The 20,898-nt window shown below is 73.0% G+C and carries 17 protein-coding genes; 9 read left to right on the top strand and 8 right to left on the bottom strand.

Features of this window, described 5'->3' with window-relative positions; translation table 11 throughout:
* Positions 1 to 130 precede the first annotated feature (130 nt).
* The 5 genes from ACIQKA_RS34780 to ACIQKA_RS34760 are packed head-to-tail and all read right to left on the bottom strand — an operon-like array spanning position 131 to position 5,595.
* The gene (locus tag ACIQKA_RS34780) at positions 131 to 1,441 is read right to left on the bottom strand and encodes a DUF58 domain-containing protein (RefSeq protein WP_402543383.1); all 1,311 of its coding nucleotides are present in this window, start codon (positions 1,439 to 1,441) and stop codon (positions 131 to 133) included.
* 12 nt (positions 1,442 to 1,453) lie between these two features.
* Positions 1,454 to 2,437, bottom strand: coding sequence for an AAA family ATPase (locus ACIQKA_RS34775; protein ID WP_383433432.1), 984 nt, complete (start codon positions 2,435 to 2,437; stop codon positions 1,454 to 1,456).
* Entirely contained in the window at positions 2,434 to 3,687 is a 1,254-nt protein-coding gene (locus tag ACIQKA_RS34770; protein ID WP_402543382.1) for a DUF4350 domain-containing protein, read from the bottom strand. Before ACIQKA_RS34770 ends, ACIQKA_RS34775 begins: the two co-directional genes overlap by 4 nt.
* Complete coding sequence (locus ACIQKA_RS34765; protein WP_402543381.1) at positions 3,684 to 4,376, bottom strand: DUF4129 domain-containing protein; 693 nt, start codon at positions 4,374 to 4,376, stop codon at positions 3,684 to 3,686. The genes ACIQKA_RS34770 and ACIQKA_RS34765 overlap by 4 nt, the downstream gene beginning before the upstream one ends.
* A gap of 4 nt (positions 4,377 to 4,380) precedes the next feature.
* Entirely contained in the window at positions 4,381 to 5,595 is a 1,215-nt protein-coding gene (locus ACIQKA_RS34760; protein ID WP_402543380.1) for a hypothetical protein, read from the bottom strand.
* Positions 5,596 to 5,926: 331 nt separating this feature from the next.
* Here ACIQKA_RS34760 and mtrA point away from each other — a divergent pair, with 331 nt between their 5' ends.
* From mtrA to ACIQKA_RS34730, 6 genes are all read left to right on the top strand, one after another.
* Positions 5,927 to 6,604: a two-component system response regulator MtrA gene (gene mtrA / locus ACIQKA_RS34755; protein WP_010356958.1), complete on the top strand. Its 678-nt coding sequence runs from the start codon at positions 5,927 to 5,929 to the stop codon at positions 6,602 to 6,604.
* A gap of 1 nt (position 6,605) precedes the next feature.
* Positions 6,606 to 8,639 carry an MtrAB system histidine kinase MtrB gene (gene mtrB, locus ACIQKA_RS34750; RefSeq protein ID WP_402543379.1) on the top strand — a complete coding sequence of 678 codons (2,034 nt, stop codon included), beginning with the start codon at positions 6,606 to 6,608 and terminating at the stop codon, positions 8,637 to 8,639.
* Complete coding sequence (locus tag ACIQKA_RS34745; protein WP_383433445.1) at positions 8,629 to 10,491, top strand: LpqB family beta-propeller domain-containing protein; 1,863 nt, start codon at positions 8,629 to 8,631, stop codon at positions 10,489 to 10,491. Before mtrB ends, ACIQKA_RS34745 begins: the two co-directional genes overlap by 11 nt.
* Positions 10,492 to 10,742: 251 nt before the next feature.
* Complete coding sequence (locus ACIQKA_RS34740) at positions 10,743 to 11,582, top strand: ComF family protein (RefSeq protein WP_402543378.1); 840 nt, start codon at positions 10,743 to 10,745, stop codon at positions 11,580 to 11,582.
* A gap of 295 nt (positions 11,583 to 11,877) precedes the next feature.
* Entirely contained in the window at positions 11,878 to 12,573 is a 696-nt protein-coding gene (gene hpf / locus ACIQKA_RS34735; RefSeq protein ID WP_383158888.1) for a ribosome hibernation-promoting factor, HPF/YfiA family, read from the top strand.
* Between the two features lie 197 nt (positions 12,574 to 12,770).
* Positions 12,771 to 13,523 (top strand): response regulator, encoded by a 753-nt coding sequence (locus tag ACIQKA_RS34730; protein WP_383158891.1) that lies wholly within the window; start codon positions 12,771 to 12,773, stop codon positions 13,521 to 13,523.
* Between the two features lie 199 nt (positions 13,524 to 13,722).
* On the opposite strand, the gene ACIQKA_RS34725 is transcribed toward ACIQKA_RS34730, so the two are convergent.
* Both ACIQKA_RS34725 and ACIQKA_RS34720 read right to left on the bottom strand, forming a co-directional pair.
* Complete coding sequence (locus ACIQKA_RS34725) at positions 13,723 to 14,892, bottom strand: winged helix-turn-helix domain-containing protein (RefSeq protein WP_383158893.1); 1,170 nt, start codon at positions 14,890 to 14,892, stop codon at positions 13,723 to 13,725.
* Positions 14,893 to 14,938: 46 nt separating this feature from the next.
* Positions 14,939 to 15,538, bottom strand: coding sequence for a GNAT family N-acetyltransferase (locus ACIQKA_RS34720; RefSeq protein ID WP_383158896.1), 600 nt, complete (start codon positions 15,536 to 15,538; stop codon positions 14,939 to 14,941).
* A gap of 239 nt (positions 15,539 to 15,777) precedes the next feature.
* On the opposite strand from ACIQKA_RS34720, the gene secA reads away from it, so the two are divergent.
* Entirely contained in the window at positions 15,778 to 18,588 is a 2,811-nt protein-coding gene (secA, locus tag ACIQKA_RS34715; RefSeq protein ID WP_383158898.1) for a preprotein translocase subunit SecA, read from the top strand.
* A gap of 65 nt (positions 18,589 to 18,653) precedes the next feature.
* Here secA and ACIQKA_RS34710 read toward each other — a convergent pair whose 3' ends face one another.
* On the bottom strand, positions 18,654 to 19,157 hold the full coding sequence (locus ACIQKA_RS34710) for an Rv3235 family protein (RefSeq protein ID WP_402543384.1): 504 nt from the start codon (positions 19,155 to 19,157) through the stop codon (positions 18,654 to 18,656).
* A 405-nt stretch (positions 19,158 to 19,562) separates the two neighbouring features.
* Between ACIQKA_RS34710 and ACIQKA_RS34705 the strand changes: the two genes are divergently transcribed.
* Complete coding sequence (locus ACIQKA_RS34705; protein ID WP_402543377.1) at positions 19,563 to 20,069, top strand: DUF6912 family protein; 507 nt, start codon at positions 19,563 to 19,565, stop codon at positions 20,067 to 20,069.
* A 78-nt stretch (positions 20,070 to 20,147) separates the two neighbouring features.
* The gene (locus ACIQKA_RS34700; RefSeq protein WP_383433458.1) at positions 20,148 to 20,807 is read left to right on the top strand and encodes an HAD family hydrolase; all 660 of its coding nucleotides are present in this window, start codon (positions 20,148 to 20,150) and stop codon (positions 20,805 to 20,807) included.
* Positions 20,808 to 20,898: the final 91 nt, after the last annotated feature.

Genomic DNA, 20,898 nt, shown 5'->3' with positions numbered 1-20,898 from the left:
GGACCCTGTGGGAGAGTAGGACACCGCCGAACAATCATTGTGGGAAAGCCCCGCACCTCATGGTGCGGGGCTTTTCTGCGTTCACCCGCCTTTTCCGATTTCCAGGTCCGACACCGGGGATCAGTGAGTCTCAGAGCCAGCCGGCCGCCTTCAAGGCGAGGTACGCGTCCGCCAGGGCCGGGGCCAGGGTTTCGGGAGCGGCGTCGACGACCGTGACGCCGTGGCGTCGGAGCTGGTCCGCGGTGCGGGCGCGTTGGGCCTGAGTCTGCGTGGCCGCAGCGGCTTCGTACACGCTCTCTGCCGTACCCCGCTTCGCTGCCATGCGGGCGACGTGCGGGTCGGCCACGGAGGCCACCAGGAGTGTGTGCCGCCGGGTGAGCTGAGGCAGGACGGGGAGGAGGCCCTCCTCGATGGGGGCGGCGTCGAGGCCCGTCAGCAGGACGATCAGGGAACGGCGGGGAGCGCGGGAGAGCGCGGTCGCGGCCAGACCGCGGGCGTCGGTCTCCACCAGCTCCGGTTCGAGCGGGGCGAGGGCGGCGACGACGGCGGGCAGGACGTCGCTCGCGGAGCGGCCCCGGACCTGGGCGCGGAGGCGGCGGTCGTGGGCCAGGAGATCCACCCGGTCGCCGGCTCGGGAGGCGAGCGCGGTCAGCAGGAGGGCCGCGTCCATGGAGGCGTCCAGGCGAGGGACGTCGCCGACGCGGCCGGCCGACGTGCGGCCGGTGTCCAGGACGATCAGGACGTGGCGGTCGCGCTCGGGGCGCCAGGTGCGGACGGCGACGGCGGTCTGCCGGGCCGTGGCGCGCCAGTCGATCGAGCGGGTGTCGTCACCGGGCACGTACTCGCGGAGGCTGTCGAACTCGGTGCCCTCGCCGCGGGTCAGCACGCTGGTGCGGCCGTCGAGCTCACGGAGCCGGGCCAGGCGGGACGGCAGGTGCTTGCGGCTGGTGAACGGGGGCAGGACGCGGACGGTCCAGGGAACCTCGTGGTCGCCCTGGCGGGCCGCGAGGCCGAGTGGACCGTACGAGCGGACGGTGACGCGCTCGGCGCGGCGGTCGCCCCGGCGGGTCGGGCGCAGGGACGTCGTCAGGCGGCGGCGCTCGCCGGCGGGGACGGTGAGCCGTTGGCGGGAGGCGGACTGCTCGGTGCCGGGGAGCCAACTGCTGGGCGGCCAGGCGTCCCTGAGCTGGGCGCGGAGGCGGCGCCGGGACGGGTTGGCGACCGTGAGCCGTACCTCGGCCGCGTCACCGAGTCGAACGGATGTGTCACCGCTTCGGGTGAATTGGAGCGTTCGTACTGGCGCGGCCAGGGCATAGTCGCACAGTATTGCGAGTGAGAGGGGCGCGTTCACCGCGAGCATCCCCGTCCAGCTGGGGGCGAGGATGCCGACGGGGAGCGATCCGAGGGCCGCGAGCAGTGCGGCTCGTCCGGTGAGGGCCATGGGGCGCCGTTCTCAGCGGGGGACGGGGACGTGGGCGAGGATCGAGTGGATGACGGAGTCCGGGGTGACTCCCTCCATCTCGGCCTCGGGCCGCAGGTGGATGCGATGACGCAGGGTGGGGAGAGCGAGGGCCTTCACATCGTCCGGGGTGACGTAGTCCCGGCCGGTGAGCCAGGCCCAGGCACGGGCGGTGGAGAGCAGGGCGGTGGCGCCTCGGGGAGAGACCCCGAGCGTGAGCGAGGGGGATTCACGCGTGGCACGGCAGATATCGACGACATAGCCGGCGATCTCGGCGGAGACCGAGACCTCGGCGACGGCGGCCCGGGCGGCTTCGAGCTCGGCGGGACCCGCGACGGGACGGACGCCGGCGGCCTTCAGGTCGCGGGGGTCGAAGCCCTCGGCGTGACGGGTGAGGACCTGGATCTCGTCCGCGCGTGAGGGCAGGGGGACCGTCAGCTTCAGCAGGAACCGGTCCAGTTGGGCCTCGGGGAGGGGATAGGTGCCCTCGTACTCGACGGGGTTCTGGGTCGCCGCGACCAGGAACGGCTCGGGCAGCGGGCGCGGAGTGCCGTCGACCGTGACCTGGCGCTCCTCCATGGCCTCCAGGAGGGACGACTGCGTCTTCGGGGGCGTCCGGTTGATCTCGTCGGCGAGCAGCAGGTTGGTGAAGACCGGGCCCGGCTGGAAGGAGAACGCGGCGGTGCGGGCGTCGTAGACCAGGGAGCCGGTGACGTCGCTCGGCATCAGGTCGGGCGTGAACTGGACGCGTTTGGTGTCGAGCTCGAGCGCGGCGGCGAGCGCGCGGACCAGCAGGGTCTTGGCGACGCCCGGGACGCCTTCGAGGAGGACGTGCCCCCGGCAGAGCAGGGCCACGACGAGACCGGTGACGGCGGGGTCCTGGCCGACCACCGCCTTCCCGATCTCGGTGCGCAGGGCCTCCAGGGAGGCGCGGGCGCCGTCCGAGTTCGTAGCCGTCTCGGGGGTCGGGGCGCTCATGAGGTGCGTACCTCTCTTTCGAGGGCGTCGAGTTGGTCCGCCAGGCGGACGAGGGCGGAGTCGTCGGCGGGAGCCGGGCCGAAGAGGAGGTCCCTGGGGTCCGCGGTGGTTCCGGGGAGACGCGCGGAGAGCGCGGGGAGGAGGAGGTCGGGGGAGTGGGCGTCCCGGGAGGGGACGCCGAGGAGCGGGGCGAGCCGGGTGCGGGACGCGGTGCGGAGGACGGAGGCGGCGCGGTCGCGGGCGTTCGCCTTCCGGTAGAGGCGGGCGCGGCCCTCGGTGGCCTCGGAGGCGCGGAGGGCGACGGGGAGCCGCTCGGTCACCAGGGGGCCGAGGCGGCGGCCGCGCCAGACGGCGGCGAGCAGGGCCGCGAGCGCGAGCTGGAGCGTGCCCCACAGCCAGCCGGAGGGGATGAGCGCGAGGAAGTTGCCGGTGGTGTCGTCTTCGGGCGCGTCGGCGGAGGAGTCGTACAGGGAGGGGAGGTACCAGACGAGATGGGGCCGGGAGCCGAGGAGTTGCAGGGCGAGCGAGGCATTGCCCTGCTGGTCGAGACGGGCGTTGTGGAGGATGGCGGGCGAGCCGAGGAGGACCGTGTCGGAGGTGCCGGGGCCGGGGAGGCGCACCAGGGTCGGCAGGCCGTAGGAGGGGTAGCAGGAGTCGGCCGTGATGCCGGGGGCCACCTCGTACCGTTCGCCGCCCAGGTCGACGCTGCCGGCGCGGGTGGCGGCGGGCAGGGTGCAGGCGGGGGAGAGGTTCGCGACGGCGGTGTCGGGGGCGCTGGTGACTCCGGGGGCCAGGGCGTCGAGGGAGGGGGTGCCCGCGCCGAGGAGGACCGTGCGGCCGACGGAGGCCTGCGCGGCGGTCCGGAGCGTGGACAGCTGGGTGTCCGTCAGCAGGTCCGGGGCGGCGACCAGGAGGGTGGTTCCGGAGGTCGTGGCCGCCGTGGCCTCGTCGAGGGTGGTGGCGAGGGTGAGCGTGACGCCCCGCTCCTTGAGGAGTTCGGCGACGGCCCGGCTGCCGTGGGGGTCGGTGGAGCGGGGGTCGAGGGCGCCGTGGGCGTTGGTGGAGCGGACCGTGGCGAGGACGAGGCCGCCGATCAGGACCACGGCGACGACGAGGGCCGCGCCGCGGACACGGGCCCAGATCCGGTGGGCGGAGAGGGCGGTCGACGTGCCGGCCGGGGCGGTGGGCGTCGGGGCGTCGGCGGTCGGCTCGCCGCCTGGTGCCGGGGTGCCGGTGGTCGCGCTGTTCATGCGGGCGTCCCCGTGAAGGCGGTGCCGAGGGTGGGGCGGGTCCGTTCCAGGGCGGTGTCCAGCTCCTCGACGTGGCGGTACGTCGGCTCGTCGGCGGTGCGGCCGCCGTACATGACGTCGTCGAAGGCGCGGGCCGCGAGGCGCAGGGCGTCCGCGTGGGAGGGGAGGGAGCTGCCCGCCTCGGCGGCCGCCTCGTCGGCGGTGCGGCCGGGGCGGGGGTCGAGCAGGGCGCGTTCTTCGAGGGAGCGGACGACGGCCCGCATCCGTTCCTGGACGGCTTCGTTCCAGCGGGCGGCGGAGGCGTGGCGGTCGGCGGCCGCCCGGTGGTCGCGGGCGGAGCGGGGGCCGTCCCCGAAGAGGGAGTCGCCCGCGGTGGCGGGCGTCCGGTGGGGGGTGCCGAGGCGCCACCGGAGGGCGGCGACGAGCGCGACCACCAGCAGGAGGACGACCGCGAGGCCGAGCGGCCCGCCGGGGGTGATGCCGGACGCGGAGCCGAAGAGGTCGTCCAGCCACTCCCAGAGGCGGTTCAGGCCGCGCTGGAGGAGGTTCGGATCGTTCTCGTGGTACCTCGGGTCGGACAGCTCCCGCTCCGCCGCCTCGCGGGCGGGGACGCGGGAGACGTCCACCGGTACGTCGCCGTCGGCGCGCGGGCGCGCCAGGGCCGTGGACGTTCCCCCCGCGACCCTCACGCCGTCAGCCCCCGACGGCCCGGTCGCCGGGCTCGGGGCCGGTCTCGGGGCGGCCCGCGGCCCGGATCAGTTCGAGGTCCAGGGCTTCCCGGCGGATGCGCTGGTCCACGTAGAGGAGGACCGTCACACCGGCGGAGATCGGGTAGGTGACCGCGCTGGTGATCACGCCGCCGATGCCCGTGACGATCAGGAACGGCCAGCCGAAGGTTCCGGCGGAGCCGGAGGACAGGCTGGAGAGGGCCTCGCCGTCGACCACGAAGCCGATGACGACGAACGGGATCGAGATGATCAGCGTGAACAGGACGATCAGCAGCTGAGTGAGCAGGGTGATGCCGAAGATCCGCCACCATGAGCCCTGCACCAGCTTCGCCGAGCGCTTCAGGGACTGGACCACGCCCCCGCGCTCCAGGATCAGGGCGGGGGAGGCGAGGCTGAAGCGGATGATCAGCCAGACGTTCAGGACCAGGGCGCCGAGACCGCCGAGGAGGATCAGGAGCACGCCCGGAGGGCCGCCGACCAGGAGTCCGGGAAGCAGACCGACGAGCATGATGCCGGCGCCCATGGCCGCGATCAGCAGGGTCAGGCCGAGCAGCTGGAGCAGGCGCGGGCGGGCCTCCTGCCAGGCGGCGGCCAGCGAGACCGGGCGGCCGAGGACCGCGCGGCTGACCACGACGGCCAGCAGGGCGCTGCTGATCAACAGCGCCACCAGGGACACGAGGGTGTCCGGGCCCAGGCCGATCAGGGAGGCGCGGGTCGATTCGCCGAGCTGCTTCAGGGCCTCGGAGGGCGTGGCGTCCGGGTCGACATCCGGGGCCGGCGGAACGAGGTAGCGCTGGACCAGGGTGTGGGTGATCTGGGCGAACAGCGCGAGCACGGCCATGACGGGCAGGACCGCGCGCCAGTGGGCGCGGAGGGTCTTCACCGCGCTGTCGAGGATCTCGCCCACGCCCAGCGGGCGCAGCGGGATCACACCCGGCTTCGCCGCCGGCGGCTTGCCCCACTGCGTGCCGGTGGGCGGGGCTCCCCAGTTCCGGCCGGGGCCGGGGGGCGGCGTCTGGCCGGTGGGCGGGGACCACCGGCCGGCGGGGGGCTGGTCCTTGGACCACTGGGAGGTGGAACCGTTCACGTCGGCCGGGCCGGCGGGCCGGGGAACGCCGGGGCCGTCCTGGTCGCCGGAAGGGGCGGATCCGGGCGAGGTCCAGCCCGGAGTGTCGTTCACGGTCGTCCACCTCGTGGGAATGGTCGCGGTGCCGGATCGGCGAACCGGCTCGGTCACGGCGGCCGACACCTGAACGCGGCGGCGGGCCGGGTGCCATCGTGCCACGCGGGGCCCACCCGTGGGCGGGAGCGGCCTCGTCCTTCGTAGCTTCGTCCGGACCTTCATTGTGGGGACGGCAGACGGCACACTGTGCGGATGCCCGATCCGGCCGTGCGAACCGTGCGGCGGCGGGCCGAGCGGGTCGTTCTCCACGAGATCACGACCCTGACAGGGGGAGGCGCTGTGGGACAGGTCACGGCAGGTAACGATTGGCTAATGGGATGATGTCGATATGAAGGGACGCGTTCTCGTCGTCGACGACGACACCGCACTGGCCGAGATGCTCGGCATCGTGCTGCGGGGTGAAGGGTTCGAGCCGTCGTTCGTCGCGGACGGTGACAAGGCGCTTGCCGCTTTCAGGGAGGCGAAGCCCGACCTGGTGCTGCTCGACCTGATGCTGCCCGGCAGGGACGGCATCGAGGTGTGCCGGCTCATCAGGGCGGAGTCGGGAGTGCCGATCGTCATGCTCACGGCCAAGAGCGACACGGTCGACGTGGTCGTGGGGCTGGAGTCGGGCGCCGACGACTACATCGTGAAGCCGTTCAAGCCGAAGGAGCTCGTCGCCCGCATCCGGGCGCGGCTGCGGAGGTCCGAGGAGCCGGCTCCGGAGCAGCTGACCATCGGTGACCTGGTCATCGACGTGGCCGGGCACTCCGTGAAGCGGGACGGGCAGTCCATCGCCCTGACCCCGCTGGAGTTCGACCTCCTCGTGGCGCTCGCGCGCAAGCCGTGGCAGGTCTTCACCCGTGAGGTCCTCCTGGAGCAGGTGTGGGGCTACCGGCACGCGGCCGACACCCGGCTGGTGAACGTGCACGTCCAGCGGTTGCGCTCGAAGGTCGAGAAGGACCCCGAGCGCCCGGAGATCGTGGTGACCGTCCGTGGCGTCGGTTACAAGGCGGGACCGAGCTGACATGAGTACGGGCAGTACTGCTCCGAAGCCCGGGGATCCGGGAAGCCGTACGGGGCGGGCTGCCGGACCGGGGCGGGGGGGCTCGCGTTCCGGCCGTCCGCCGCGCGGCGCACGGCTCCTCCAGGACGGTTCGCGGGGAGGGCCGGTCTTCCGCCTCCTCGCGCGCTGGATCCGCCGGCCCCTGCTGCCCGCCGCCCGCCTGTGGCGGCGGAACATCCAGCTGAGGATCGTCGCGGGCACCCTGCTGATGTCCCTCGGCGTCGTGCTGCTGCTCGGCATCGTCGTCATCGGGCAGGTCCGCAACGGCCTGCTGGACGCCAAGGAGAAGGCCGCCCAGAGCCAGGCCGCCGGCGGGTTCTCCGCCGCGCAGGACCGGGCGGCGACCACCCCCTCGACGCCCGGGCAGCCGGACGGCGGGCGGGACGGCGCGTCCGTGAACTGGCGCTCCACCCTGGTCGAGCAGCTCGCCAGCGGCGGGCAGAGCGCCTTCAACGTGGTCGCGCTCTCCCTCGACACCGGTGACACCGCGAGCCGGGGCGTCCGTGCCTCCGGCGAGGTCGACCCGGCCACGAGCATCCCCCGCGACCTGCGGCTCTCGGTGGCGCAGGGCACGGAGACCCTCCAGAAGTTCACGCGGATCCACTACACCAGCAGCAAGGCGTCCGAGCCCGGCCTGGTGATCGGCAAGCGGCTGAACGACGCCGAGGGCACCCAGTACGAGCTGTACTACCTCTTCCCGCTGACCCAGGAGGAGGACTCCCTCGCCCTGGTCAAGGGAACCCTGGCGACCGCCGGGCTCTTCGTCGTCGTGCTGCTCGGCGCCATCGCCTGGCTCATGGTGCGCCAGGTCGTCACGCCCGTGCGGATGGCCGCCGGGATCGCCGAGCGGCTCTCGGCCGGGCGCCTCCAGGAGCGGATGAAGGTCACCGGCGAGGACGACATCGCGCGGCTCGGCGAGGCCTTCAACAAGATGGCGCAGAACCTCCAGCTCAAGATCCAGCAGCTGGAGGAGCTGTCGCGGATGCAGCGCCGGTTCGTCTCGGACGTCTCGCACGAGCTGCGCACCCCGCTGACCACGGTCCGGATGGCGGCCGACGTCATCCACGAGGCCCGTGTCGACTTCGACCCCGTCACGGCCCGCTCCGCCGAGCTCCTCGGCGACCAGCTCGACCGCTTCGAGTCGCTGCTCTCCGACCTCCTGGAGATCAGCCGCTTCGACGCGGGCGCGGCGGCCCTGGAGGCCGAGCCGATAGACCTGCGGCAGGTCGTGCGCCGGGTCATAGGCGGCGCCGAGCCCCTCGCCGAGCGCAAGAACACCCGGATCGTGGTCGTCGGCGACCAGCAGCCCGTGGTGGCCGAGGCGGACGCCCGCCGCGTCGAGCGGGTGCTGCGCAACCTCGTCGTCAACGCCGTCGAGCACGGCGAGGGCCGGGACGTGGTGGTGAAGCTGGCCGCCGCGGGCGGGGCCGTCGCCGTCGCCGTCCGCGATTACGGCGTCGGACTGAAGCCGGGCGAGGCGACCCGGGTCTTCAACCGCTTCTGGCGCGCCGACCCGGCCCGCGCCCGCACCACCGGCGGCACCGGTCTCGGCCTGTCGATCGCCGTCGAGGACGCGCGGCTGCACGGCGGCTGGCTCCAGGCGTGGGGCGAGCCCGGCGGCGGTTCGCAGTTCCGGCTCACCCTGCCGCGCACGGCGGACGAGCCGCTGCGGGGGTCCCCGATACCCCTGGAGCCCGAGGACTCGCGCCGCAACCGCGAGCAGGCCGCCGTCCGCCGTACGGCGGTGCCGGCGCAGCCCGGCGGGGACCGGACGCCGCTCCCCGTGCCGCCGAGGCTTCCCGGGGCGCCCCGGGCGACCGTCGACCCGACGGCGCTGCCCGGCAGCGGCGCCCGGGTGGTGGCACGGGCCGCGGCGGACGCCGACGGCCGGGCGCCGGGTACGGCGACGGCCGGCCGCAACGGGAACGAGAACGGGAACGGCCGGGGGAACGGGGCCGGGAACGCGGAGCAGGAGGGCGGGACACGTGGGCGCTGACTCCCGGGCGGAGCAGGCGGGGCGGGGACGGATCACACGCGCGACACTGCTGGCCGCGTGCGGCGCGCTCCTGGCGGGCGGCTGCGCGACGATGCCCGACAGCGGGGACGTGCAGACGGTGAAGGGCTCCAACACGGGCGACTCGCAGGTGCGGGTCTACGCCGTCGCCCCCCGCGAGAACGCGCATCCGGACGAGATCGTCGACGGCTTCCTGGAGGCCATGACCAGCGACGACCCCGGCTTCTCCACGGCCCGCAAGTACCTGACGCAGAAGGCCGCGGGCACCTGGAAGCCGGAGCAGAGCATCACCGTGCTCGCCACCGCGCCCAACCGCAAGCAGGCCGACCGCAACACCGACCCCGACAAGGAGGGCCGGGTCTACCCGCTCGCCGGTCGCAAGATCGCGACGGTGGACGCCCGGCACGCCTACCAGCCGATCAGCCCCGCCGACTACCAGTGGTCGATCCAGGTGGTGCAGCAGCCGACGGGGAACGGCAAGGGCAAGGAGTGGCGCATCGACAGCCTCCCGCCCGGCCTGGTCCTCGGTGAGGCCGACTTCCTCCGCAACTACCGGTCGGTCAACAAGTACTACTTCGCCTCCGGGGAGAAGTGGGTCGTCGCCGACCCGGTCTACATCCGGCAGCGCCAGGACCCGGTCACCCGGATGGACCCGGTCACCCAGACCGTCAAGGCGCTGCTCGACGGCCCGACGAACTGGCTGAAGCAGGCCGTCGACTCCAGCTTCCCCACCCGCACGACGCTGAAGAAGGACGTCACCACGCTGGCGACGGACGACCAGTCGACGCTGAAGGTGCCACTGGAGTTCCAGGGCAACCGGGTCGACGCGGTGGCGTGCCGGCGGATGGCGGCGCAGCTGCTGTTCACGCTGCGCGACCTGCCGTCCGTACGGGTCGAGCAGGTGGAGCTCCTGGACGGGTCGGAGTCGCTGTGCCGGCTCGGCAAGGGGCAGGTGGCCGAGTTCGCGGCGGTCCGGGAGACCGACCTCGACGAGAAGCCGTACTTCGTCGACGAGCAGGGCAAGCTGAAGAAGCTGGTGGTCGCGGGGAAGGAGACGGCCTCGCCGGTCGACGTGCCGGGGCTGCTCGGCAAGGGGGCGGTGGCGCTCGGTTCGATCGCCGTCGACCGGGGCGAGACCCGGGCGGCCGGGGTCGACAAGGACGGGCACCGGCTCTTCGTCTCCTCGATCATCACGGAGCAGGGATCCCAGGAGCCGGTCCTGAGCAGCAAGGGCCTCCGGCCGGAAGACCGTCTCTCCGCGCCCAGTTGGGGCGGCCGGGGCGACCTGTGGGTCGCCGACCGCGACCCCGCCCACAACAAGCTGTGGATGGTGCCGGAGGGCACGGAGGAACCCGTCGAGGTCCGCACGCCGTGGCTGGGGGAGGACCGGATCGAGTCGCTGCGGGTCTCCGCCGACGGCGTCCGGATCGCCCTGGTGGTCGAGCGGGGCGAGCGCACGACCCTCCAGATCGGCCGGATCGAGCGGCGGACGACGGACGGGGAGGCCACCGTCTCGGTGGTGGACCTCCAGCCCGCCGCCCCCCGGCTGGAGTCGGTCACGGCCGTCTCCTGGGCCGGGCCGAGCCGGCTCGTCGTGGTCGGCAAGGAGGCGGGGGGCGTGCAGCAGATCCGCTACCTCCAGACGGACGGCTCGACCTCCCCGACCTCGGTGCTGCCGGGTCTGAACGGGGTGACGTCGGTGTCCGCGCCGCACACGGAGTCGCTGGACACGCCCGTGGTGGCCGACTCCGAGGACGGCATCGTCCGGCTGCCACCGGGGACGAACTGGCAGCCGGTGGTGAAGAGCGGGGACTCACCGGTCTATCCCGGTTAGGGACCGTCCGGCGGATCGGGGTCGGAGAGGTCCTGGGACCGGCCCCTTCGCGGCGGCCCGCGCCCGGCCGCGCGGGCCACTCCCGCGATCGTCCGCACCCGCCCGTGCCGGGCCCTCCCCACCGGCCGCGCGGGGCACACCTGACGTACTCCGGGGCCTCGCGGAGTCCTTCGGCGAGCCCGGGGAGCGGGGGCGGCGAGGGGTTTTCCACAGGGGTGGCGGGGGGCCGCGGGAGGGCGCACAGTGGAGCCATGCGGGGGTGGTGGCGCGAGATCGCGGGGCTGGTGCTGCCGGTCGCCTGCGGAGGCTGCGGCAGACCGCGGACCGAGCTGTGCCCGGAGTGCGCGGAGGAGTTGACCGGGACGGGGCCGTGCCGGGTGCGGCCGGTGCCCGAGCCCGCCGGGCTGCCCGTCGTCCACGCTGCCGCGCCCTACGCCGGTGCCGTACGGGAGGTGCTCCTCGCCCACAAGGAGCGCGGCGCGCTCGCGCTCGCCGGTCCCCTCGGCGGAGCCCTGGCCGGTGCCGTGGAGGCCGCCGCCGGTGCCGTGGCGGGATCGCGGGACGGGCCGCTGCTCCTCGTACCGGTGCCGTCCTCGCGGCGCTCCGTACGGGCGCGTGGCCACGATCCGACGCGGCGGATCGCCCTGGCCGCGGCCGCCCGGCTGCGGCGGACGGGACGGGACGCGCGGGTGGCGCCCGTGCTGCGGCAGCGGCGGTACGTGGCGGACCAGGCCGGGCTCGGGGCGCGCGGGCGCCTCGCGAACCTCTCCGGGGCCCTGGAGGTCGTGCCGGGCGGCGCGCGGCTCCTCGCGGCGGCAGGCGCGGCGGGACGCGTAGCGACGCGGGCGGCGGGAACGGTGGTGCTCGTGGACGACCTGATGACCACCGGGGCCTCGCTGGCGGAGGCGGCCCGCGCCCTCGGAGCCGTACAGCTTTCGTTCGTTTCTGAAATACCGCACGGTTTAGCGGCCGTTTCCGCGCAGCACGGATTCGAACAGCGGGCGGCGGCCGTGGTCGCATCCTCTCCCGCTTCGTTCGAAATAAACCGGAACTCCTCAAGATCTTGGATCGTTGCAGGTGATGAGAGGTGAGAACGCCCGAACGGAGGTATGTCGCGGCAGCGGGTGCCGACACCCGTCCGAAGGGGCTATGTTCGGTTGTGAGGAATGGTGAAAGCCATCGCCTCGCCGAATACATGGTTGCGCCTCTGGACAGGAGTTCAGGGCGAATTAACCTCCTGCCGAAGGGGTGGGGATCTTCTCGACCGGGGAGGAGGAGGTGAAAGTCGCCGAGTCCGAGCTCCGGTAATCCATCCGGAGTCTGGTGCAAAGGGAGATGCCCGGCGGCCGAGGAGCCGATCCGGGCGATCCGGGAACGGAGTTCTGCGTGGACATCGTCGTCAAGGGCCGCAAGACCGAGGTGCCCGAGCGGTTCCGCAAGCACGTGGCCGAGAAGCTGAAGCTGGAGAAGATCCAGAAGCTCGACGGCAAGGTGATCAGCCTCGACGTCGAGGTGTCCAAGGAGCCCAACCCGCGGCAGGCCGACCGGTCCGACCGCGTGGAGATCACCCTCCACTCCCGCGGCCCGGTGATCCGGGCGGAGGCCGCGGCGGCCGATCCGTACGCGGCGCTCGACCTCGCCAGCGACAAGCTCGAGGCGCGACTGCGCAAGCAGCACGACAAGCGGTACACCCGCCGTGGCAACGGCCGGCTGTCGGCGGCCGAGGTCGGGGACGTCGTGCCCGGCGTCGCCCAGTTCGACGGGGACGGCCGGCTCGTCGTCGACGAGACCGACGAGGTGCCCACCAAGATGGTGGGCTCGATCGAAGTCCAGGGCGACGGCCCGCTGGTGGTCCGCGAGAAGACCCACAAGGCCGCGCCGATGACGCTCGACCAGGCGCTCTACGAGATGGAGCTGGTCGGGCACGACTTCTATCTCTTCGTCGACTCCGACACCAAGCAGCCGAGCGTCGTCTACCGGCGACACGCGTACGACTACGGCGTCATCCATCTGGAGAGCGACCCGCTCGCGGAGAGCGACCCGCTCGCCGACGGCGGCGCCGGCGGTGCGCTCGGCGGCTGACCGCCGGTCCGCACCGACCACATCCCACGGTGCCCCTGGAGCGCGCGGTGCGCCCCCAGGGGCACCCCCGTGCGCCCGTGGATCGACCCGCAGCCGCCGGGGCATGAAATCATGGAGCGCACGCCAACCGGTGCTTCCTGGGCACGGGTTGGAGGACCGGAAACGAATTCAGGCCACGGCCTTCAGGGGGAGGAACGATGGCGGACAGCTTCGGGCCGGTGCTCGGCGGGCGCGAGCACGAGGGGTCGGTCCCGGAGGGATCGGATTCGGACAGCGGCACGTTCCGCAAGGAGCCGATCCGGGTCCTCGTCGTGGACGACCACGCCCTTTTCCGGCGCGGTCTGGAGATCGTCCTCGCGCAGGAGGAGGACATCCAGGTCGTCGGAGAGGCGGGTGACGGGGCCGAGGCGGTCGACAAAGCGGCCGATCTGCTGCCGGACATCGTCCTGATGGACGTGCGGATGCCCCGGCGCGGCGGCATCGAGGCGTGCACCACCATCAAGGAGGTGGCCCCCAGCGCGAAGATCATCATGCTGACGATCAGCGACGAGGAGGCCGACCTCTACGAGGCGATCAAGGCGGGGGCCACCGGGTATCTGCTCAAGGAGATCTCCACCGACGAGGTCGCCACGGCGATCCGCGCGGTCGCGGACGGGCAGTCGCAGATCAGCCCCTCCATGGCCTCCAAGCTCCTCACCGAGTTCAAGTCGATGATCCAGCGGACCGACGAGCGCAGGCTCGTGCCCGCGCCCCGGCTGACCGACCGCGAGCTGGAGGTCCTCAAGCTCGTCGCGACCGGGATGAACAACCGGGACATCGCGAAGGAGCTGTTCATCTCGGAGAACACGGTGAAGAACCACGTCCGGAACATCCTGGAGAAGCTTCAGCTGCACTCCAGGATGGAGGCGGTGGTGTACGCGATGCGGGAGAAGATCCTGGAGATCCGCTGAGGCTCCGCCCGGGGACGCCCCTGCCGGGGGTCCGGGGGTCGTCCCCCGGGGGATGGAGTGCGATGCGGGAGAAGATCCTGGAGATCCGCTGAGGCTCCGCCCGGGGACGCCCCCGCCGGGGGTCCGGGGGTCGTCCCCCGGGGGATGGAGTGCGATGCGGGAGGAGGTCCTGGAGATCCGCTGACCCCCGATCGCCCGTTCAGCCCAGTTCCCGCACCAGTTCCGGGGCCAGGGCCGGGAGGTTCACGCGGTCCGGGAGGATCGTCACCGCGTCGCAGCCGACCCATTCGGCCGCCTCGCGCAGGGCACGGGCCACCGCCGGGACCGCCTTGGGACCGTCCAGGGTCACCTGGCGGGCCACGAGCGTCCGGCCCTCGCGGGCCGGGTCCACCCGGCCGACCAGCCGGCCCCCCGCCAGCACCGGCATCGCGAAGTAGCCGTGGATCCGCTTCTGCTTCGGCACGTACGCCTCCAGGCGGTGCGTGAAGCCGAAGATCCGCTCCGTGCGGGCCCGCTCCCAGATCAGCGAGTCGAACGGCGAGAGCAGCGTCGTGCGGTGCCGGCCGCGCGGCTCGGCCGCCAGGGCCGCCGGGTCCGCCCAGGCGGGCTTCCCCCAGCCCGCCACCGTCACCGGCACCAGCCCCGACGCCTCGACCGCCGCGTCGAACTGCTCGGCCTTGAGCCGGTGGTAGTCGGCGATGTCCGCCCGGGTGCCCACGCCGAGCGCCTCGCCCGCCTGCCGCACCAGGCGCCGCACGCACTCGGCGTCGTCCAGGTCGTCGTGGCGCAGCGTCCCGGGGATCGCCCGCTCCGCCAGGTCGTAGACCCGCTTCCAGCCGCGCCGCTCGACGACCACCACCTCGCCGTACATCAGCGCCCGCTCCACGGCGATCTTGGAGTCGGACCAGTCCCACCACTCGCCCTTGTTCTTCGCGCCCCCCAGCTCGGTCGCCGTGCGCGGGCCCTCGTCCCGGAGCTGGGCGATCACCTTGTCGTACGCCCCGGGCGACAGCTCGTGGCCCCAGTGCGGGCGGTCGCGGTAGGCGCGCCGGCGGAAGGCGAAGAGCGGCCACTCCTCGACGGGCAGCACGCAGGCGGCGTGCGACCAGTACTCGAAGGCGTGCGCCCCCGTCCAGTACGCGTCCTCCACCGTGGTGCGGCCCACGGCGCCCAGGCGCGCGTACGGGATCAGCTCGTGCGAGCGGGCCAGGACCGAGATGGTGTCGAGCTGGACCTGGCCGAGGCTTCGCAGTACCCCGCGCACGCCGGCGCGGCGGTCGGGCGCGCCCAGGAACCCCTGGGCGCGCAGCGCGATCCTGCGGGCTTCGTCGGCGGACAGTTCGGCGGCGGGGCGCGGCGCAGTCGTCATGGACCGCACCCTAGGCCCCGGCACCGACAGCGGGAGCGGGATCGCGTCACGCCGCCGGGAGGCCGGGCGACGGGAGGCCGGGCGCGGGGAGGTACGGCAGGGGGCTCGGCAGGCCGAAGTCGGAGGGGAGCAGGGCGCCGGTCCAGCAGTCCCGGAGCGTGCCCTTGTTGGGCAGGCCGGCGCGCTGGACGCCCTCCATGACGAAGCCGGTGCGCTCGGCCACCGCGCGCGAGCCGGTGTTGCCCACCTCGGCGCGCCACACCAGGCGGGTGCAGCCGAGGCCGGTGAAGGCCCAGTGGGCCAGGGCGCGGGCGATCTCGGTCATGTAGCCGTGGCCGCGGTGGTCCGGGGCCAGCCAGTAGCCGATCTCCCAGGTGCCCGAGCCCTGGTTCTTCAGGGAGGCGGCGGCGAGCGGCGGGCCCCCGGCCAGCGGTTCGGCGAGGAAGGAGTAGTCGGTGTCCTCGCGCCAGCCGTCGGGCACCAGGCGGTTCAGGAAGAACTCGGCGTCCTGCCGGGTGTAGGGGTCGGGGACGGTGGTCCAGCGCAGGATGGCGGGGTCCTGGCAGATCGCGTACACGGCGTCGGCGTCGCCCGGGACGGGGTTGCGCAGCCGCAGTCGGTCGGTGGTGAGGGTGATCGGCTCCATGCGGGGATTGTGGTGACCGGCCGGGGCCGAAGCGAACACTTTTCGGATGCGGCGGCACCTTCCGCCCACCTCGTGCGTTCTCATTCCGGGCGGGCGTACGGCTCCGGCACTGCGGGCCTCCCTGTGCGAGGGCGGTCTCGCTTACGATGGCCGTTGCGGTGGGGACCACCTGCCGTGCCCGCGCTCGTGTCCATGACAAGACCCAGTGCCAGGCCCGACCGGCAAGGAGACCAGCCTCAGTGTCCGTCTTCAACAAGCTCATGCGTGCAGGCGAAGGCAAGATCCTGCGCAAACTGCACCGCATCGCGGACCAGGTCAACTCCATCGAAGAGGACTTCGTCAACCTCTCCGACGCCGAGTTGCGGGCGCTCACCGACGAGTACAAGCAGCGGTACGCCGACGGTGAGAGCCTCGACGACCTGATGCCCGAAGCCTTCGCGACGGTGCGCGAGGCCGCCAAGCGCGTCCTCGGCCAGCGTCACTACGACGTCCAGCTGATGGGCGGCGCCGCCCTCCACCTCGGTTACGTCGCCGAGATGAAGACCGGTGAGGGCAAGACCCTCGTCGGCACCCTCCCGGCGTACCTCAACGCGCTCTCCGGCAAGGGCGTGCACCTGATCACGGTCAACGACTACCTGGCCGAGCGCGACTCCGAGCTGATGGGCCGGGTCCACCGCTTCCTGGGCCTGGAGGTCGGCTGCATCCTCGCCAACATGACGCCGGCCCAGCGCCGCGAGCAGTACAACTGCGACATCACGTACGGCACGAACAACGAGTTCGGCTTCGACTACCTCCGCGACAACATGGCGTGGTCCAAGGACGAGCTCGTCCAGCGCGGCCACAACTTCGCCTGTGTCGACGAGGTCGACTCCATCCTCGTCGACGAGGCCCGTACGCCGCTGATCATCTCCGGCCCCGCCGACCAGGCGACCAAGTGGTACGGCGACTTCGCCAAGCTGGTCACCCGCCTCACCAAGGGCGAGCCCGGCAACCAGCTCAAGGGCATCGAGGAGACCGGCGACTACGAGGTCGACGAGAAGAAGCGCACCGTCGCCATCCACGAGGCGGGCGTCGCCAAGGTCGAGGACTGGCTGGGCATCGACAACCTCTACGAATCGGTGAACACCCCGCTCGTCGGCTACCTGAACAACGCCATCAAGGCGAAGGAACTGTTCAAGAAGGACAAGGACTACGTCGTCATCGACGGCGAGGTCATGATCGTCGACGAGCACACCGGCCGCATCCTGGCCGGCCGCCGCTACAACGAGGGCATGCACCAGGCGATCGAGGCGAAGGAGGGGGTGCAGATCAAGGACGAGAACCAGACGCTCGCCACGATCACCCTCCAGAACTTCTTCCGCCTGTACGACAAGCTGTCCGGCATGACCGGTACGGCCATGACCGAGGCCGCCGAGTTCCACCAGATCTACAAGCTCGGCGTCGTCCCGATCCCCACGAACAAGCCGATGATCCGCAAGGACCAGTCGGACCTGATCTACCGGACCGAGGTCGCGAAGTTCGCCGCCGTCGTCGACGACATCGCGGAGAAGCACGAGAAGGGCCAGCCGATCCTGGTCGGCACGACCTCCGTCGAGAAGTCCGAGTACCTCTCGCAGCAGCTCTCCAAGCGCGGCATCCAGCACGAGGTCCTCAACGCCAAGCACCACGAGCGCGAGGCCAGCATCGTCGCCCAGGCCGGCCGCCGCGGCGCCGTCACCGTCGCCACGAACATGGCCGGCCGCGGCACCGACATCAAGCTCGGCGGCAACCCGGACGACCTCGCCGAGGCCGAGCTGCGCCAGGCGGGCCTGGACCCGGTCGAGCACGTCGAGGAGTGGGCCGCGGCCCTGCCCGGCGCCCTGGAGCGCGCCGAGAAGGCCGTGAAGGCGGAGTTCGAGGAGGTCAAGGACCTCGGCGGGCTCTACGTCCTCGGCACCGAGCGCCACGAGTCCCGCCGCATCGACAACCAGCTCCGCGGCCGTTCCGGCCGTCAGGGCGACCCCGGCGAGTCCCGCTTCTACCTCTCGCTCGGCGACGACCTGATGCGCCTGTTCAAGGCGCAGATGGTCGAGCGCGTGATGGCCATGGCCAACGTGCCGGACGACGTCCCGATCGAGAACAAGATGGTCACCCGCGCCATCGCCTCCGCGCAGTCGCAGGTCGAGACCCAGAACTTCGAGACCCGCAAGAACGTCCTGAAGTACGACGAGGTCCTCAACCGGCAGCGCGAGGTCATCTACGGCGAGCGCCGCCGCGTCCTGGAGGGCGAGGACCTGCACGAGCAGATCCAGCACTTCATGGACGACACGATCGACGACTACATCCGCCAGGAGACCGCCGAGGGCTTCGCGGAGGAGTGGGACCTCGACCGCCTCTGGAACGCCTTCAAGCAGCTCTACCCGGTGAAGGTCACCGTGGAGGACCTGGAGGACGCGGCCGGGGACCGGGCGGGCATCACCGCCGAGTTCATCGCCGAGTCCATCAAGGACGACATCCACGAGCAGTACGAGACGCGCGAGAAGCAGCTCGGCTCGGAGATCATGCGCGAGCTGGAGCGGCGCGTGGTCCTGTCCGTCCTGGACCGCAAGTGGCGCGAGCACCTCTACGAGATGGACTACCTCCAGGAGGGCATCGGCCTGCGCGCCATGGCGCAGAAGGACCCGCTGGTCGAGTACCAGCGCGAGGGCTTCGACATGTTCACCGCCATGATGGAGGGCATCAAGGAGGAGTCCGTCGGCTACCTGTTCAACCTGGAGGTCCAGGTCGAGCAGCAGGTCGAGGAGGTCCCGGTGCAGGCGTCCGCCCCCTCGCTCGACAAGGGCGACGCGGTGCCGGCCGGTGCCGGGCGTCCGGAGATCCGCGCCAAGGGGCTCGACGCCCCCCAGCGGCCGGACCGGCTGCACTTCTCCGCGCCGACCGTGGACGGCGACGGCGGTGTCGTCGAGGGCGACTTCTCCTCCGGCGAGCCGGACTCCGGCGACGGGCTGACCCGCGCGGAGCGCCGCAAGGCGCAGAAGAACGCGGGCGGCGGGCGTCGCCGCAAGAAGTAGGGACGCGCCGGGCCTCCGGCGCGGGAGGGGCCGTTCACCCGCCGGGGTGGGCGGCCCCTTCGCCGTCACGCGCGGTGGGCGGCGGTCGCGCCCAGGCCGTCGAGCTCCACGGCCGCGCAGCGCCAGCGCAGGTCGGCGCCGCGCTCCAGGCGGAAGGCCATCGCCCGCACGCGGGCGCCGGTGGCGATGGTCGCGAAGGCCTCGACGGCGCCCTGGGCGGGATGCGCCTGGACCGCGCAGCGGCGCAGGACCGGGCGCGGGCCGAGCGAGCGCAGGGGCGTCTCCGGGGCGAGCCGGACGAGCTGCTCGTACGCCTCGCCGAGGGTGTGGCCGAGCATCCAGTGGACCGGCCGCTCCCCGCTCAGGACGGCGAGCAGGCGCTCCGCGAAGACGGTGTGCGGCGGGAGCGCGCGGGGCGCGCCGCGCCCGGGCGTCCGCGGGCGGCTTCCGGCGGCGCCGCGCGGCCGGGTCCCGGCGGGTCCGCCGGGGGCGGTGCGGGGGCGCGGGGTCCGGGGGCGGCGGGTGGCACCGCCGAGGGGCGGGAGGGCGGGCGCGGCGGCCCGGGGCACGGCGGCGGGGGTGGTGGCCGGGAGCGCGGCGGGGGCGGGTGCGGCGGCCGGCGCCGTGGGAACGGTGCCGGGGGCGGCCCGCACCGCGACCGACGGCGTCGTGGCGTTCGGCGTGAGCGTGCTGGTCATGGCGGGCCCCTGTCGTTGCGTGATCGAGCGGTACCAGTGAGTAACTTTCGTTGGGGATCTTGTACGGCGGGGGCTCGGGGCGCCGCAAGGGGCCGGACGGTCCCGGGCAACCGGGAACGGGATCACCTATCCGGGTGACACGGACGGAAAACGGCTCTCCGGAGGGGCCGGCGCACGGGCCCCCGGGGTGGACGGACGGCGACTTCGACCCGCCGCCCCGAAGGGGGACTCCGCACGTATCCTGAGGATCTCTCCCTCTACGAAAGCGGCCATCCGATGCGCGTCTACGTCCCCCTGACCCTCCCCGGTCTCGCACAGGCGCACAAGGCGGGCGAGCTGGGCCCCGGCCCGCTGACCGCCTACGCCGTCACCCCCGCGCTGCGCGAGTGGTACGTCTCCGACGACATCGAGGAGCTGGAGTACGCGGCGCTCGGCCGGGCCGCCGCCGCCTCCCTCCGGCTGCTCGCCGCCGACCGCGGGGCGCCCCGGCGCCGGATCGTCGTCGCCGTCGACGTGCCCGACAAGGACGCGGTCGCGGACCCCGACCGGGGGCTGGACGCCGACTCGGTCGGCGAGGTCCGGATCGCCGGGGCCGTCCCGCTGGCCAAGGCCGCGGCCGTGCACGCCGACGCGGACGACGCCGAGGCGGACGTCAGGGCGGCGGCGGACGCGCTGGGCGCGGCGGACCTGGGCGACGACGACGCGCGGTTCGTCGTGGACGGGGCCGAGGACCACGAACTGCTGTGGTTCGGGGTGCAGGAGGTTCCCGGACTGCTGGCCTGAGGTACCGGAAAGGTTCCGGAAGGGCCTCGGGACGGTTCCGCGCTCTTCGCCGTCCGGGGCGGCGGGTACCGTCCTGCCATGGGGAAGCACGGAAAACACCTGGTCTGGGACTGGAACGGCACGCTGCTCGACGACATCGACGCGGTCATCGGGGCGACGAACGCGGCCTTCGCCGAGCTGGGGCTCGAACCGCTCACGCTGGAGCGGTACCGCGAGCTGTACACGGTGCCGGTGCCGAAGTTCTACGAGCGGCTCATGGGGCGGCTGCCCACCGACGCCGAGTGGACCCTCATGGACGGCGTCTTCCACCGGCACTACTGGGAGCGGGCCGAGAACTGCGGCCTGACCCTCGGCGCCGCCGAGCTGCTCGCGGCCCGGCAGGCCTCCGGCTTCACGCAGTCCCTGCTCTCGCTCGCGCCGCACTCCGACCTCGTGCCCCTCGTGCGGCGGTACGGCATCGCGGAGCGGTTCCTGCGCATGGACGGGCGGCCCGACACCTCCACGGACGGGAAGTCCGGGCACATGGTGCGGCACCTGGCCGCCCTGGAGGGCATCCCGGCCGACCGGGTGGTCGTCATCGGCGACGCGGCGGACGACGCGCTCGCCGCCGCGCACGTCGGGGCGAAGGCCGTGCTCTACACCGGCGGCTCGCACAGCCGCGCCTCCCTGGAGCGGGTCGGGGTGCCGGTGGTCGACTCGCTCGCGGAGGCGGTGGCCGTGGCGGAGGAGCTGGTCTAAAGGGTGTTGCAGAAGGCTCAGTTCTGGGCATTTTGCCTGTATGGGCGGGGTGTTGCGGGCTGAGCCGTTGTGGGTGGAGACGTTCACGGGC

This window comes from Streptomyces sp. NPDC092045, from assembly GCF_044756005.1.
Taxonomy (GTDB): domain Bacteria; phylum Actinomycetota; class Actinomycetes; order Streptomycetales; family Streptomycetaceae; genus Streptomyces.
Note: the sequence above shows the minus strand (reverse complement) of the source record. Positions and strands in the feature narration are given on the sequence as shown.

Bases quoted from the DNA above. Each gene is read 5' to 3' on its own strand.
- ACIQKA_RS34780 (WP_402543383.1), bottom strand. From the start codon at position 1,441: ATGGCCCTCACCGGACGAGCCGCACTGCTCGCGGCCCTCGGATCGCTC.
- ACIQKA_RS34775 (WP_383433432.1), bottom strand. From the start codon at position 2,437: ATGAGCGCCCCGACCCCCGAGACGGCTACGAACTCGGACGGCGCCCGC.
- ACIQKA_RS34770 (WP_402543382.1), bottom strand. From the start codon at position 3,687: ATGAACAGCGCGACCACCGGCACCCCGGCACCAGGCGGCGAGCCGACC.
- mtrA (WP_010356958.1), top strand. From the start codon at position 5,927: ATGAAGGGACGCGTTCTCGTCGTCGACGACGACACCGCACTGGCCGAG.
- mtrB (WP_402543379.1), top strand. From the start codon at position 6,606: ATGAGTACGGGCAGTACTGCTCCGAAGCCCGGGGATCCGGGAAGCCGT.
- ACIQKA_RS34740 (WP_402543378.1), top strand. From the start codon at position 10,743: ATGCGGGGGTGGTGGCGCGAGATCGCGGGGCTGGTGCTGCCGGTCGCC.
- ACIQKA_RS34730 (WP_383158891.1), top strand. From the start codon at position 12,771: ATGGCGGACAGCTTCGGGCCGGTGCTCGGCGGGCGCGAGCACGAGGGG.
- ACIQKA_RS34725 (WP_383158893.1), bottom strand. From the start codon at position 14,892: ATGACGACTGCGCCGCGCCCCGCCGCCGAACTGTCCGCCGACGAAGCC.
- ACIQKA_RS34720 (WP_383158896.1), bottom strand. From the start codon at position 15,538: ATGGAGCCGATCACCCTCACCACCGACCGACTGCGGCTGCGCAACCCC.
- ACIQKA_RS34705 (WP_402543377.1), top strand. From the start codon at position 19,563: ATGCGCGTCTACGTCCCCCTGACCCTCCCCGGTCTCGCACAGGCGCAC.
- ACIQKA_RS34700 (WP_383433458.1), top strand. From the start codon at position 20,148: ATGGGGAAGCACGGAAAACACCTGGTCTGGGACTGGAACGGCACGCTG.